Consider the following 14260-nt stretch of genomic DNA (forward strand, 5'->3'; position numbering starts at 1 on the left):
TTATTCTAATATTATTCCTTCTTTTTCAAGAGCCTCTAATACTTTATCTGACTTTATAGTATCAAAACAGGCATTTATGTCAATATAAAGTTCCCTATCTTCTTCCAATGGCTTAACATATTTTCTTACTAAATCATATATTACTTGTGTTCCTTTTCCTTTTTTAAAACCTTTCTTGAACTCCATTGCCTGTAAAGCTGCCATAAGTTCTATTGCTATAAACCCTAAAAAACCTTTTTCAGATATTACAGGAGTTACTCCATTTTACGTTAATTCTTTATCGCAATAAAACAAAAAACACGAGAGTTTTTTCTCTCGCGTTTTATTATTAAATTGTAAAATTTTTCTATCATTTTTTAACCCCATACTCAAAACTCTTAAAATTAAATTATAAACTATAGATGAGAAAATTTAATAACAAATATTACCATTAGATAGATACACTTTATCTAAGCCAATTTTAGTTGCTCAAAAATCTCATCGATAGGTATATTATTTTTAGCTTGATCATAGTTCCATTGAATACGCTGCTTTTGTACATCTTTACGAACTATAACTATTCCACAACCAAATTGACAATATTTATCACTTGAAACTGTACAATACAGGTATGTCAATGATATAAGACATAATAACCTATCTATTGATTTTGTAGAGCGTACTCGATATGTATTTAAGCCAAGGTTGTTCTTTGTCTGCCTGAAAAAAATCTCTATGGGTCACCTCTGACTGTAGTAATTTAGAATAGTCTCAGTATTTAGTTCAGTATCAGTGCATAAAAATGCATGTAGAGCTTTTTGATTTTTAAAAGCTTTTTCAGGCCAGCATATTAGAACTACAGCATTATCTATCCCATTTAAAGCACCTTCATAACGATATACCCAGTAATTAGAACCTTTCACTGTAACGAGGTGAACTTCGTTCTTATCAATATACTGGGCAAAGTCTTTTATCTGGATGCGAATCCCTTTGAGATATATAATGCGGTTGATTTTAAGCGCACCAATAAGATGATAGCCTTGCTTAAAGTGTGCATTAATTACTTTTTCATTTGCAAACCAGGAATCACAAAGACCATATGCTGGCCCTTTGGGTATCGGGAGTGTTGATACCATAATGTAGTATGGCAATACTATTCTGCCACAAGATATCACCATAGCAAGAAATTGATGGTCCCAAACCTGTTTTCCTTTTAAATGCGATTGATGAAATCCTGTTGCTTGAATAGGATGTTTAGCCTGTAACGAAGGTATCAAACAATGTAACTTTCACATACATACAAGCATTTAAAGAAAAAATCGGCTTTAATAAAATTCTTTCAAGCATATTATCCTTTAAAAAAGCACCAAATGCTGTTTTTCAACCAGCCGAGATTATTGACTTTATGATTGATTCTGTAATTCAAGGGAATACCCGCTTTCTTCACATGGACCAACTAAGATATGATAATGCATACACAGAAATTAAAGGGCATAAAGTTCCCAGCGAAAAAGTATGCAGAGACTTAATTAAAGCTTTGCCTGAAAGTTCTCTTGAAGAATTAAGACTTATTAACAAGACTTTGCTTTCCTTGCAATCTAAAGGAACGAAACGTGAAGTCATTATGAATTTTGATGATACAGTTTGTACTATATTTGGAGAGCAGGAAGGTGCTTCAGTAGGTTATAATCCAAGGTACCATGGTCGACCATCTATCAGGCTATAGTAACGAACATTGAATACATGACACCTGAAGAGATATTTCATGAATACAACCAACGCTGCGACATTGAAAACAAAATAGATGAACTAAAAGAAGGATTTGCTTTTTCAAAAAACAGTCAAAGAAACAAATTTTGCAACGAAATATTTTTGCTTATCAAAATGATCGCTTACAATCTCCATAATTGGTTCAAAAGGACTATTTTGCCAGAGTTTATGAGGCATCATGAGATAACCACAATAAGGCGAATATTATATAATGTACCTGGTAATCTTGTTGGGAAAGGACGTTATAGGCATATACGTTATCCTAATAATCCGTTTCTTAAAACTGTGATAACGTATATACGAAAAGCACTAATGGTATTTTGCTTAACATAGTAAACACATAGAATATACCAAAAAATATACCAAATGATAGAAACCGCCATATCAAGTAGACGGTTAGCTTTGCTATACCTTAAAAGAGTAAATTAACTGTAAAAAAGGATATAGCTTTTATTCTTTCAATGTAAATATGCAGTTATCAAAGTGCAAAACTTATAACAAAACACCTGTTTTTTTACATTCATGGAAATTGAATTTTTAATTTGCTTGCTACTTGCCGAATTCAAGTTTATATACCTGCTATTGTTGGATTTATTATGGGTGTTTTGGGATCAACTATTTATATTATAATTAGCAAAAATAATAAACGAAAGGGTTAAGTGTAAGATACTATATTATAAAAAGTTTAAATTAAAAATTATAGAGGCGAATAAAAGATGAAGGAAAAAGCAAGTAAGTTATTAATTATAATAACTGGCTTTGTTATTTCAGCGTGTGGTTTATTAAATCTTATTATACTGTCGGATTCCTCAAAAAAGATTTTTCTTATTGTGGGTCCTTTATTGATAGTTTGCGGAATAATTGCAATAATATTTGGATTTAACATACTAAAGAAAGGGAACAGTAGGAGAGTGTTGGAAAAGTTCCATCAAATTGGAGGATAAAGGTGCGATTCTGGGTGCCGAGCAAAGCCAGGTGCTAAAGAAGTGCTAAAGCGAATGTGGTACAATGTTTTTCCAAGGAAAAGCAAAGAGTTTTTGAGAGTTATTGCAAGTATTCTCTAAAATTAGGAAATTATCTTATTAACTTTCCGGGATGGGATCTAAAAATAGAAATGTTGATTTAGGTAATTTTTCTGAAAGAGGATTACAAGATATAACATCTGAGCAAGAACTTCAAGAAATAAATTGAGGTGCTTTGCCAATTCTTGCAGTGGCTGGGGCAGTAGCAGCAGTAGGAGGAGTAGTTTATCTAGGAATTCAAATTGGTGAATATGTAGGAAAAGCTATTTATTATGCTACACATCCATGATTTAAGCTATAATAAAAGTGAGAGGAGGCATAACAAAAAATGGAATTAATGAATGTTGTTGGATTTAATGAAATTTCTGAAAATGAATTGTATGATATTAACGGTGGAATAGCTCCTGTAGTTATAGCAGGTATTATAGTAGGGGGAGCTTTTGTGATAGGCTTAGGCATAGGAGCTTATGTAGGATATAAAGAAGCAGAAAGAGCAGATAGAAAATAGAAAGGTAGTATCTGTCAAGGGTAGAGGCTTTGCCCCAGCTAGCGCTGGCCCTTGACAGAACCAAATAGAAATTATGGAGAGGGTAAAATAAATGGATGGTGTCAATTTTTTGATGGAAAAATTAAATAAATTTCCTGTAATTAAGGTTTCTTTGTTGTTTATAATAGTTACTCTTGTAGTATTAAGCGGAATAAAAATAGGAGAAATAGTAGGAAAATTTGTATATTATCTACTACACTAGATGTTTTAATAGCACAGTTAGTTGGGAAAGCACAATAATGCAGTATGGTCTTAAAATACCTATCTCGAAAATAAGAGAAACTGCAGGAACAGATAAACAGGTTACAAGTGCATAATATAAAATTTAAGTGTTTTAAAATATTTCTAAATATTTTAAAACACTTAAAAATAGCTCTTTTACATAAAAAATAATGAAAAACCAAGTAAAAGAGAGGAAATGTAAGCAAATAATAGCAAGCAGGAGCTAATTCAAAAAAAAAAAAAAAAAGAACAGATAAAAATGAAGCTTTTTGAAGGTTGAACGTATTTACCAATAGAGGTAAACTATTCTTATAGAGAAACACATAAATAAAGAATTATCAGTTGAGCAAATTTTACATAAACATCTGGAATGGTCGTAATTTCTAAGTCATCAGTGCTGTTCATTATTTTTAATACTTATTTTGTAAAAAGATTTACCATGGTATTTTAAAATTTAGATGAAAATCGGCCGATTGTAGTCAAAAAGGAGAGGAGGGAATAAGATGGAAGCAGTATTACCAATGAATGGATTTATGGAATTGACAGAAGAGGACTTGATGATGATTGACGGTGGAAAAGGCTTTTTGCATGGTGCTGGATTTTGGATTGGTTTAATAGATATGGCAATAGATTTTGGCAATGGGGTTGTTGATGGTTTTAAAGATGGATTAAATGCTTGGAAGTGAGAAAGAAAGATTTTTTGAGAGGAGGTATAAAATGGATAGCGAATTTAAAGTTTTAAATGAAACGGAATTAAGAGATGTTAATGGTGGAGGTATACTATATTACATTGGGTATGCTGTTGGATATATAGGGGGAATGATATTTAATGCTCCTATTGATTATCCACCAGCTTCGATGAGCTCAAATACAGTTTGGGGTAGTGTTTTTAATCAAAATTAATAGTTTAGAAAATATCACAAGAGAAGGAAATATTCCTTCGCTTGTGATATCTAAAATATGAGTTACTACTTAGCTATCATTGCTGTTTTGCTATGGGGACTTGTACAGTGTCGTCTTTTTGGTGTTTTATTACATTCAGTGAACGCTGTACCAGTAATCATGACTCTGCTTTTTATATACAATTTATAAATTAGCTGGGTAGTAACAAATATAATAGATGAAATTATACTTAAACTTATTTTTGAGAAAATGGAGCGAATTATATGAATAAAGATAATCAAATTTTTGAGAATATAATTATATATTTAGGAATATATTTTCTTTGTTCACTATTAATTGCGGGAATTTTGATGGTATTTATAGGTAATATAGATTTTAATATAATGACTTTGTTATCGTCAATATTAACAATAGTATGTTTATTTTTACTTTTTAAAAATAGAAATATAAGCTTATACAGATATTGCTCATTCAAAAAAATAAAATTTAGTGAATTGATATTATTAATATTTATGGGTTTAATTTTTAACATGGTTTTAGAAATAATGAATTTTACATTAGAATTATACAAGCATTTTCCTGATTATTATAAGTACCAAGATTTTTATAACAAAATAGGGAATTATAAAGTAAATTTTCTAACAGTTTTTTTATCTGTTGTAATCATAGCACCAATAGTAGAAGAAATAATTTTTAGAGGTTTAATTTTTAATGAATTAAGAAAAGAATTATCAATTTATACGGCAATAATAATACAGTCAGCTATATTTGCTATAATTCATGGTTCATTATACCAAGGCTTTTATGCATTTTTACTAGGCATTTTTTTATCAGTTATGTATTATTTAACTGGATCAATTTGGGCTCCTATTATTATACATATATCTTCAAATTTAATTGGATTATTAGGAGGATTGTTTGATAATATAATTCATAATATGAATAAGATAGAATCAACATTTTATTTTTTTCTTGGCTGTATTTTATTAATTATAACAATTAAATTTTTTTATTCTCAAAGAAAAAAGTGCTATATGTAAAAATATGTTATTTAATTAATAATGATTTATATAAGATGAAAATATATTATAAATTATCGAGGTAATAAAATATGTCAATCTTCACTCATTTCATATGCATAAAACAACACGATATAAAAGATTGTGGTGCAGCATGTATTGCAACAATATCAAAGCAATATGGGCTTAATACCTATGTCAAAAATACGAGAAGCTGCAGGAACGGATAAACAAGGGACAAGTGTATATGGCTTGATAAAATCAGCCGAAAAGCTTGGCTTTACGGCAAAAGGAGTTAAAGCGAATAAATCGGAAGATATTTTTGGTTTATGACAATTATTAGTATACTAAAGTATACTTTTTGCAGAAAAATTTATTTAAAAAAATTAAAAATAGTATACTTTCGGATATTGAAAAAATGAACAATTTTATATTATTATAAAGAAAACGTAAATATGAAGATGCATGGACATATAGTCGGTACATAATTGTATGTTTTTTAAAACTTAAGTCAGAGGAAATTGCACTTAAAACAAACAATTAGGATAATTAATGTAAAATTAAGATAAATTAAGGAAACGTGAGCAAATTCAAAAAAAAAAAAAAAAAAAAAAACGGATAAAAATGGAGCCTTTTGAAGGTTGAACGTGTTTATCAATAGAGGTAAATTGTTCTTATAGAGAAACACATAAATAAAGAATTATCAGTTGAGCAAATTTTACATAAACATCTGGAATGGTCGTAATTTCTAAGTCATCAGTGCTGTTCATTATTTTTAATACTTATTTTGTAAAAAGATTTACCATGGTATTTTAAAATTTAGATGAAAATCGCGCGATTGGAGTCAGAAAGGAGAGGAGGGAATAAGATGGAGGTTGCATTATCAATGAATGAATTTATGGAATTGACAGAAGAAGATTTGATGGTTGTTGACGGCGGTGGACCAATGCTTGCTGCATATCCTGTTGATTGGAAAGGTTTATATAATGAGGTAGTTGGTGGGTTTCTAGGTGGAGCAGCTGGGGCTATAGCAACTGGTAATATAGAAAAAGCATTGGTATCAGGAATAGGGGGTGCAGTTGCTGGTGGAGTTAAATATTATGTTAAAAACCCATGGCCAACATACTTTTTCATGATATATTGAAGCTTTGCTTATAAAATTTTGTTAAAACTAAATATATCCATAACTATGTTATTTTAATTATATTAAAAAACTCCATGTAGTGAGAATAAGTATGAGGGTAATTACGTTAAATTCTCACTACATGGAGTTATCATTAAATAAATTAAGAATGTTAGTTGAAAAATATGTAAGTTTTTACTCAAAGATTCTTGCTTAAATTTTTTCTTGTTTTGTTTAGGATATTTATAAATAAGATTATGAGAGAAAATTTTTTATTTTGTTTAAGATACATTAAATTATTATTGTAATTTTAATTTTTGATATTATTAAAGGGATAATAAAAAATAAGTTAAAAAGGGGAATAAAATACTATGAAAAATTTAAGTTATATAAATTCTTTTATTTTTGGTATGATTGTTGGGCTAGTTTCAGTTTTGTTAACAGAAAATATGAATTTTTATTCACGAATGATAGTGTCAATATTAGTTGGGTTAAGTGTAGGTATTGTGTATAGAATTGTATACAATTTTTATTGGAGGCAAAAAAAGTCAAAATAAAAAGTTAAGTCTATATAATTAAAACTTGAATTCAGCAAGTGAATTTATAAAATACCCAAATAGAGCCATTTGAGGGCCAAATTAAGCGAAAATTTTTTACAAAAAATATATGGAGATTGCTCTTTTTCCTGATAAAATTTAATGTTAACTAATCATGCTTAACAAAGCACAACCATGGATGAAAATCTATTTTCGCATAAAATATAGGGAAAATAGAGTAATTCTTATAATAGTTAGGAATGGTAAGTACATTGTCTGGAAGGGAAATAAACAATAACCCTACATTTTCTTTAGCTTAGATTAAAAAAACGTGAAACTACAGAAAAATGTAGTAGACAACGAAAAAAATTTTATGCTAAATTAGAGGTAAGATATAGAAATGGATGTGAATTCAAGAAAAATTAAGAAAGAAAAGCGAGTTTCTTACATATTGCCATGCATGGCAGGTTAAAATAGATGAAAATCGTGCGATTGGAGTAAGAAAGGAGAGGAGGGAAAGGAATGGAAGCCGTAATACCAATGAATGAATTTATGGAATTGACAGAAGATGATTTAATAGTTGTTGATGGTGGAGTTGATTGGGCTGCTGTTGCAGCAGGTACAGGCATTGTATTAGGGGCTGCAGGTTTAGCGGTTAGTGCTGGACTTGCTTTTATACCTGTAGCTGTTATCTTAGGAGCTGGAACAGCAGGTGAAATTGCACTTGCGGGTTTGACAGTTGCTGCATCTGGTATAGGTGGTGCAACAATTGGCTATGGTTTTAGCCATTAATCTAATTGAACTTCGAGTTATCAGCAAGTTTATTTGCTGATAACTCGAAACTAAAGAAATGAGGTACGATAAAATGGGTTCTAAGAAAATGGAAAAACTATTGTTTTTTTTGACTTTTTTAATTTCTATAATTGCAGTTTTGTCTTCTTTGATATTTTTAATGAACTTATTGGTTTCAGGTAATATTGCTAATACAAATATTATAGTGGTAATAGCTTTGATATTTGATCCGTGTGTAATTTTAATACTTAATTATATAGTATACACTAAGAATTACAAGTATTCCCCGTTGAAACAACCTGATGAAGTGAAAGAAAAAATAATTATAGGATTTATCTGGGCAATTTCAATAGTAGTTTTGCTAACAATAGTTCTTGCTATTATTACAAATTTGAGTTTTTAGGTTTTTAAATAATGATTTTTAAATAACAAAAGTAGCGGAATAACTTTTGTAATTATGAGAACAATAAGTGCATTTAATAATGATTTTGATTATTCTATTAAAGAATGGAAGGAAAATAAAAAGCACCCTTATATTTTTCTATAGTTTGGAGTAAAAAAATACAAAAACTACAGAAAAACGTAGTAGTAGGTTTAGGAAAAACAAAAAAGAAAAGCGGGTTTTTTACATATCGTATAGTTGATAAAAAATTTGCCATGCATGGCAGTTTAAAATAAATAGGCGAAAGCTGTTGGTTTAAGTCAAGTTAAAAAGAAGGAGGGAGGAAGATGGAAGCTAGTTTAAACCAACCTAATTCTAATATGTTGTATTTAACTGAAGATGAGTTACAAAAAATAAATGGAGGCAATCCATGGGAAACTTTAGGGAAATTAGGTACTCTAATAGGAATAATTGATGCAGTGTATGATTTTGGGAAGGGATTTGTTGATGGTTTTAAGGCAGCTTATGCTCGGGACCGTGATAAGTAAAATATATAAATAATGAAATTAGAATGTTCATTTTTCGCGTTAAAGTGGGTATCAAACCGAAAAAAGGAGTGTGAAATAAATGAATACAATAAAAGAAGAAGAATTACTCACTATTAATGGAGGCGATAATGGTTTTTTTTCTAAAGTTGGTTTCGTAGCAGGATATTTAACTTATTATCTAATGAAGGGTGCTTCTTATACGCAACCCAGTGCTTTTGAAATAATGAAAAAATCAAGAGAAAAAGAAAGAAATAAAGAACTTTTACTACAGGGATTGGTATAAGAGAGTGTAGTTTTTTAATGACAAATAGGTTATAAGCAGCTTTCGCCTATTTTAAAAATTTTTGTCTAATAACTAATATAATCTAATTTGCACTATATCATTATAGTTTTATGAAAAAATTTAGAAAAGAATTATGTTATTTTTTGTATTTTATGAAAAAAGGAGTATTTTAATTGATGAGTATCAATAAAAAGATTCAAGATTACCTAAATAATGTTTCAGATTATTCTTATATTTTGATAATGGTGATGTTTACATGGATGGCAAATGTTTTGACAGGATTATATACTAATATTTTTAATATTCCTTTTAAGAGGCCGCAATTCGGTATGTCGCCAATATTGATGCTTATTTTAGTAGGAATAGTAGGACCAATAATAGAAACATACCTTTTTCAAGTTGTTTTAATTTATTTTTTAAAAAAAATAAATTATTTAAATAACAACAAAGCTTTGCTTGTAATTGTAGCTTCAATAATTTTTGGGATATTGCATAATTATAGTTCTGATTACATAATTTTTGGTTTCCTCTTAGGGGTGATTTTAAATTATTCGTATTTAATATATAAAAATAAAACTCTGAGTTCATTTATTATTGCTCTAACTATACATATCATTTATAATATACTAGTTCTACTAGTTTTTTATTTATAATAACAGTCCTCACAAAACAACTAGTGTTTAAAAGTTAGATCTAAATGTTTGAAAAACATGAAAAGTTAAAGGAGTATTTTAATGAATATATGTAAAAAAATTCATGACTATTTAAATAACCTTTCTGATTTATGTTATATTCTAATAATGATAATACTTTCATAATTTAATAGATAACTTAATGGTCTTGTATGCTAATATTTTCTAATATTGATTTTAGTGGACCTGAATTTAATATGTCACCAATATTAATGTTTATTTTAGTAGGAATAATAGGTCCAGTATTAGAAACATACCTTTTCCAAGTTGTTTTACTTTACTTTTTAAGCAAGATAAACTATTTAAATAATCACAAGGCCTTACTTATAATTGTGGCTTCAATAATCTTTGGAATATTACATAGCTATAGCTTATTTTACATGATTTCAACTTTTTTAGCGGTAGTAATTTTAAATTATTCATATTTGATTTATAGAAATAAAACCCTAAGTTCATTTGCGATTGTTTTATCTATTCCTAGTATTCACAATATAATAGATGTACTGCTCTTCATAATTACCAATAGAAATACGTTAATATTTAACTTGTAATCTTATGATTGATTTAATGATGTTAGTGATAATTTTATAAAAGGTGAGATATTATGAACATATTTAAGCGCTATGTATGCATTAAACAACATGACATAAAAGATTGTGGAGCTGCATGTCTTGCAACAATATCGAAACAGTATGGATTAAAAATACCAATATCAAAAATAAGAGAAGTTGCAGGGACAGACAAACAGGGCACAAGTGCTTACGGTTTAATAAAAGCAGCAGAGAAACTTGGTTTTACAGCTAAAGGAGTTAAAGCAAACAAACCCGAAGATATTTTTAATGAATTTCCACTTCCTGCAATAGCCCATGTGATTATTGACGGGAGATTACTTCATTATGTGGTAATACATAAGATAACTAAAAAAGAATTAATTATTGCTGACCCTGCAAAGGGAATCGTAAGATATACTCCTAAAGAATTTTTTAAAATATGGACAGGCGTACTCATTCTTATGGTGCCAACAGTTCAATTTAAAAAAGGTGATGAAACGCAAGGACTATTTTCAAGATTCTTTTCATTATTAAAACCTCAAAAAAGACTGATAGTACACATATTTTTTGTATCCCTAGTATTTACTATTTTAGGAATTATAGGCTCATTCTATTTCAAATTCTTAATGGACTCCATACTTCCAAATGGCTTAGTTAAAACTCTTAATATGTTCTCAATAGGAATTATTGTATTATACATTTTTAAAATTTTACTGAATGCCTTTAGAACGCAGTTACTTTTATATTTAAGCCAAAATATTGATATACCATTGATGCTTGGATACTACAACCATGTCATTGAATTGCCTATGAATTTCTTTGATACGCGGGAAGTAGGAGAAATAATATCTCGTTTTAATGATGCAGCAAGGATAAGGGAAGCTATATCAGGAGCGACTCTTACTGTAATGATAGATACGTTAATGGTTATAATAGGTGGTGCTATATTATATAGTCAAAACCACATGCTATTTGGTATAACCCTTGTTCCTGTTATTTTATATGCTATTATTGTCTGGGTATTTAACAATCCTTTAAAAAACATAAATAGAACAATGATGGAAAATAATGCAAAATTGACATCTTATCTTGTAGAATCATTAAACGGGATTGGAACTGTAAAAGCATTCAATGCAGAACGGAAGGTAAATTTTGAAACAGAAAAGAGATTTATAAAATTTATAAAAAGTGCTTTTAAAAATGGATGGATGAATAATTTACAATCCTCATTAAAAAGTGGAGTAAAAAGTGTATTTGGAATTGTTTTACTATGGGTTGGAGCCAATGAAGTAATACATGGCAGGTTGTCCATAGGTGAACTTTTAACCTTTAATGCTTTACTTGCTTACTTTTTAGAGCCTATAGAAAATCTTATAAATCTTCAACCCCAAATACAGACAGCCTTAGTTGCAGCAGACCGATTAGGTGAAATACTAGATTTAGAAATAGAAAAGAGCAAAAATGAAGATAAAAAGATCAATCCTGCATCATTAAGAGGAGATATAGACTTTGTAAATGTAACTTTTAGGTATGGAACAAGGCAGAAGGTTTTAGATGACATAACTTTACACATCTCTTCAGGAGAAAAAATAGCACTTGTTGGTGAAAGCGGTTCGGGTAAAACAACTCTGGTAAAGCTCCTAATGAGTTTTTATCAACCGGAGAAAGGCGAAATACTTATAAATGGATATAATATAAAAGATATAAATTTAGAAGTTCTAAGAGAAAAAATTGCGTACATATCACAGAATGCTTTTTTCTTTAATGGCACTATCAGAGAAAATCTTACTCTTGGATCAGATAATATAGAATTTGAAGAAATAATAGAGGCTTGTAAAAAAGCCCAGATTCATGATTTTATTAATAGTCTACCTTTACGATATGAAACTATGTTAGAAGAAAATGGTGCAAATTTGTCTGGTGGGCAAAAGCAAAGACTTGCAATAGCAAGAGCAATCTTGAAAAAGCCTGATATATTAATAATGGATGAAGCTACTAGTAATTTGGATAGTACTACCGAAAAAACAATACATGATATGATAGATGAATTCAGTAAAGATATTACTACTATAATAATTGCTCATAGATTAAGTACTATTATGAGAAGTGATACTATATATGTTATGGATAAAGGAAAAATCGTAGAAAGTGGTAGTCATGAAGAATTAATGAGATTAGGAGGAAAGTATTATGAATTATGGAAGGACCAAATTCCAATATCTAATTACGAACTTGGAGATGAAGAAGCAGCAGCTTCTAATTCGATAGGAGCGTGACCTTTGTGAGAGAGATAGTACAAAATATAGAAGAACTTACAGACAGCAGAGAACTTTTAGAATCCAAACCGCATCCTATTGCGAGTGTTTCTGTTTATATTTTATTGCTTCTTATTATATCTTTCTTGATATGGTCTTATTTTAGCGAGAAAGAAATAGTAGTTAAAGCAAACGGAATTATAAGACCTTACAAAGAATTTATCATCTCAAACAAAGTGACAGGCAATGTGGAGAAAATATATGTTACAGATGGTCAAAAAGTGAAAAAAGGAGATGTTTTATACGTAATAGAGCATAAAAACTTAGAATTACAAAAATCCATATTAGAAAAACAACTTGCTAATAAGATTAGTGAAGTAGAAAATTTAAAAAAATTAAAAAATAGTATTCAGGATGGAAAAAACTATTTTGATAAAAGTTCTGAGAATGAAATGTATTATTACTATAAGTATTTAGATTTTTACATAAATAAAAAAGCCATAGAAAGCCAACTTTACGGTATTAATGTTCAGGCACAGAATATAGATAACATATTGGAGAATTTAAAAAATTTAAAAAAATCCATAGACCAAAATGAAAATAAGATAAACAATGACACTTCTTATTACAACCAATTTGTTGATTATCAAATGAATATTAATCAGAGACAGGATAAAATTGAGCAATTGCAAAATGCCTTAACTCAAAAATATTATGATGCAGAAAATACAGTTCAAAATGCAAAAGATGACCTTATAAGTTATCAAAATCAATATATGCTTAGCCTCAAGTCAAATATCGAGCAGAATGAAGAAAAACTCAAGGAAATCAAAGCTAATTTGAATAATGTAAATGTAGAAAAATTCACAGCAGATACCATAGCTCAAATAGAAGATAATATCTACTCCGATGAAAAAGAAATAGAGAAATTAAAAGGAGAACTTCAGAATATAAATCTTGCAATTGAGGATTATATAATAAAGTCTCCAGCAAACGGCAAAATTGATATGATAACGAGTATAAAAGAAGGAGATTTAATACAAAGTGGATTAGAAATGGTTAAAATTATTCCAGATAATTCAGAATATATAGTAAAACTTTATATTCCTAACAAAGATATTGCAGATATAAAAGTTGGCCAAAAAATAAAATATCATATTTTAGCTTTGCCTTATCAAGAATACGGAGAGCTGTCAGGTGAAATAGTAAAATTAAGTATAGACTCGAGATTAGACAAACAAAGTGGGCTTAATTACTATGAAGCAGAGGCGACCATTGATAATAAACCTCTGTATAATCGTAAAGGAGAAAAGAAAAACATAAAGGTGGGCATGATAGTAGAAGCCCATGTTATTGGCCATAGGGAAAAAATGCTTTACTATCTTTTAGAACAACTCAATTTGAAAGATTAGTTGAGTTCCTTTAACCTGTAGGGAATTAACTGTTGACAATTCATGAGATTTTATATATATTATATATCAAATGGAATATGAGGCTATGAAAGAGAGGAGTAAGTGTATACTGGCTAAAGAGAGGGATATCCCATGGGCTGAAAGGATTCCCGCCAAAGGTACACTGAAGGTAGCTCTGGAGCCTGTAAACCGAAGTTTAGTAGGTTTAAACGGGTCTGCCCGTT

At 29.3% G+C, this 14260-nt stretch carries 16 protein-coding genes, 3 pseudogenes and 1 other annotated feature (1 of these 20 running past the window's edge); of the genes and pseudogenes, 17 read left to right on the forward strand and 2 right to left on the reverse strand.

Annotation, left to right across the window (positions count from 1 at the left end; genetic code table 11):
• Positions 1–219: pseudogene (locus tag TKV_RS03770) on the reverse strand (histidine ammonia-lyase); the annotation flags it as partial.
• Positions 220–449: 230 nt separating this feature from the next.
• Positions 450–1253 (reverse strand): annotated as a pseudogene (locus tag TKV_RS03775) (transposase); the annotation flags it as partial.
• Between TKV_RS03775 and TKV_RS12290 the strand changes: the two are divergent.
• From TKV_RS12290 to TKV_RS03850, 17 genes and pseudogenes are all read left to right on the forward strand, one after another.
• Positions 1250–2082 (forward strand): annotated as a pseudogene (locus TKV_RS12290) (transposase); the annotation flags it as partial. The pseudogenes TKV_RS03775 and TKV_RS12290 overlap by 4 nt on opposite strands.
• A gap of 383 nt (positions 2083–2465) precedes the next feature.
• Positions 2466–2693, forward strand: coding sequence for a hypothetical protein (locus TKV_RS03785; RefSeq protein WP_049684801.1), 228 nt, complete (start codon positions 2466–2468; stop codon positions 2691–2693).
• A 406-nt stretch (positions 2694–3099) separates the two neighbouring features.
• The gene (locus TKV_RS03790; RefSeq protein WP_003870880.1) at positions 3100–3279 is read left to right on the forward strand and encodes a class IIb bacteriocin, lactobin A/cerein 7B family; all 180 of its coding nucleotides are present in this window, start codon (positions 3100–3102) and stop codon (positions 3277–3279) included.
• A gap of 91 nt (positions 3280–3370) precedes the next feature.
• The gene (locus tag TKV_RS13140) at positions 3371–3520 is read left to right on the forward strand and encodes a hypothetical protein (protein ID WP_173402326.1); all 150 of its coding nucleotides are present in this window, start codon (positions 3371–3373) and stop codon (positions 3518–3520) included.
• Between the two features lie 523 nt (positions 3521–4043).
• Positions 4044–4226, forward strand: coding sequence for a lactococcin G-beta/enterocin 1071B family bacteriocin (locus tag TKV_RS03795; protein WP_049684802.1), 183 nt, complete (start codon positions 4044–4046; stop codon positions 4224–4226).
• A gap of 31 nt (positions 4227–4257) precedes the next feature.
• Entirely contained in the window at positions 4258–4443 is a 186-nt protein-coding gene (locus TKV_RS03800) for a hypothetical protein (protein WP_236617414.1), read from the forward strand.
• A 263-nt stretch (positions 4444–4706) separates the two neighbouring features.
• Positions 4707–5483, forward strand: coding sequence for a CPBP family intramembrane glutamic endopeptidase (locus TKV_RS03805; RefSeq protein ID WP_049684804.1), 777 nt, complete (start codon positions 4707–4709; stop codon positions 5481–5483).
• Between the two features lie 126 nt (positions 5484–5609).
• A complete protein-coding gene (locus tag TKV_RS12295) occupies positions 5610–5795 on the forward strand; it encodes a cysteine peptidase family C39 domain-containing protein (protein ID WP_236617415.1) in 186 nt (61 codons plus the stop codon).
• Positions 5796–6330: 535 nt separating this feature from the next.
• Positions 6331–6606 carry a Blp family class II bacteriocin gene (locus TKV_RS03810; protein ID WP_049684805.1) on the forward strand — a complete coding sequence of 92 codons (276 nt, stop codon included), beginning with the start codon at positions 6331–6333 and terminating at the stop codon, positions 6604–6606.
• A gap of 1037 nt (positions 6607–7643) precedes the next feature.
• A complete protein-coding gene (locus tag TKV_RS13180) occupies positions 7644–7913 on the forward strand; it encodes a hypothetical protein (RefSeq protein WP_049684807.1) in 270 nt (89 codons plus the stop codon).
• A gap of 73 nt (positions 7914–7986) precedes the next feature.
• Complete coding sequence (locus TKV_RS03825; protein WP_049684808.1) at positions 7987–8316, forward strand: hypothetical protein; 330 nt, start codon at positions 7987–7989, stop codon at positions 8314–8316.
• A 326-nt stretch (positions 8317–8642) separates the two neighbouring features.
• Positions 8643–8843 carry a lactococcin G-beta/enterocin 1071B family bacteriocin gene (locus TKV_RS03830; protein WP_049684809.1) on the forward strand — a complete coding sequence of 67 codons (201 nt, stop codon included), beginning with the start codon at positions 8643–8645 and terminating at the stop codon, positions 8841–8843.
• A 79-nt stretch (positions 8844–8922) separates the two neighbouring features.
• Entirely contained in the window at positions 8923–9126 is a 204-nt protein-coding gene (locus tag TKV_RS03835) for a lactococcin G-alpha/enterocin 1071A family bacteriocin (protein WP_049684810.1), read from the forward strand.
• Between the two features lie 176 nt (positions 9127–9302).
• Complete coding sequence (locus TKV_RS03840) at positions 9303–9779, forward strand: CPBP family intramembrane glutamic endopeptidase (RefSeq protein WP_049684811.1); 477 nt, start codon at positions 9303–9305, stop codon at positions 9777–9779.
• A gap of 251 nt (positions 9780–10030) precedes the next feature.
• Entirely contained in the window at positions 10031–10369 is a 339-nt protein-coding gene (locus TKV_RS14110) for a CPBP family glutamic-type intramembrane protease (protein ID WP_407702006.1), read from the forward strand.
• Between the two features lie 53 nt (positions 10370–10422).
• Positions 10423–12645 carry a peptidase domain-containing ABC transporter gene (locus TKV_RS03845; RefSeq protein ID WP_049684812.1) on the forward strand — a complete coding sequence of 741 codons (2223 nt, stop codon included), beginning with the start codon at positions 10423–10425 and terminating at the stop codon, positions 12643–12645.
• Positions 12646–12650: 5 nt separating this feature from the next.
• The gene (locus TKV_RS03850) at positions 12651–14036 is read left to right on the forward strand and encodes an HlyD family efflux transporter periplasmic adaptor subunit (protein WP_049684813.1); all 1386 of its coding nucleotides are present in this window, start codon (positions 12651–12653) and stop codon (positions 14034–14036) included.
• Positions 14037–14112: 76 nt separating this feature from the next.
• Positions 14113–14260, forward strand: a binding site (T-box leader); it runs 54 nt beyond the window's last position.

This window comes from Thermoanaerobacter kivui (assembly GCF_000763575.1).
GTDB lineage: Bacteria > Bacillota > Thermoanaerobacteria > Thermoanaerobacterales > Thermoanaerobacteraceae > Thermoanaerobacter > Thermoanaerobacter kivui.

Bases quoted from the DNA above. Each gene is read 5' to 3' on its own strand.
- TKV_RS03785 (WP_049684801.1), top strand. From the start codon at position 2,466: ATGAAGGAAAAAGCAAGTAAGTTATTAATTATAATAACTGGCTTTGTT.
- TKV_RS03790 (WP_003870880.1), top strand. From the start codon at position 3,100: ATGGAATTAATGAATGTTGTTGGATTTAATGAAATTTCTGAAAATGAA.
- TKV_RS13140 (WP_173402326.1), top strand. From the start codon at position 3,371: ATGGATGGTGTCAATTTTTTGATGGAAAAATTAAATAAATTTCCTGTA.
- TKV_RS03795 (WP_049684802.1), top strand. From the start codon at position 4,044: ATGGAAGCAGTATTACCAATGAATGGATTTATGGAATTGACAGAAGAG.
- TKV_RS03800 (WP_236617414.1), top strand. From the start codon at position 4,258: ATGGATAGCGAATTTAAAGTTTTAAATGAAACGGAATTAAGAGATGTT.
- TKV_RS03805 (WP_049684804.1), top strand. From the start codon at position 4,707: ATGAATAAAGATAATCAAATTTTTGAGAATATAATTATATATTTAGGA.
- TKV_RS03810 (WP_049684805.1), top strand. From the start codon at position 6,331: ATGGAGGTTGCATTATCAATGAATGAATTTATGGAATTGACAGAAGAA.
- TKV_RS13180 (WP_049684807.1), top strand. From the start codon at position 7,644: ATGGAAGCCGTAATACCAATGAATGAATTTATGGAATTGACAGAAGAT.
- TKV_RS03825 (WP_049684808.1), top strand. From the start codon at position 7,987: ATGGGTTCTAAGAAAATGGAAAAACTATTGTTTTTTTTGACTTTTTTA.
- TKV_RS03830 (WP_049684809.1), top strand. From the start codon at position 8,643: ATGGAAGCTAGTTTAAACCAACCTAATTCTAATATGTTGTATTTAACT.
- TKV_RS03835 (WP_049684810.1), top strand. From the start codon at position 8,923: ATGAATACAATAAAAGAAGAAGAATTACTCACTATTAATGGAGGCGAT.
- TKV_RS03840 (WP_049684811.1), top strand. From the start codon at position 9,303: ATGAGTATCAATAAAAAGATTCAAGATTACCTAAATAATGTTTCAGAT.
- TKV_RS14110 (WP_407702006.1), top strand. From the start codon at position 10,031: ATGTTTATTTTAGTAGGAATAATAGGTCCAGTATTAGAAACATACCTT.
- TKV_RS03845 (WP_049684812.1), top strand. From the start codon at position 10,423: ATGAACATATTTAAGCGCTATGTATGCATTAAACAACATGACATAAAA.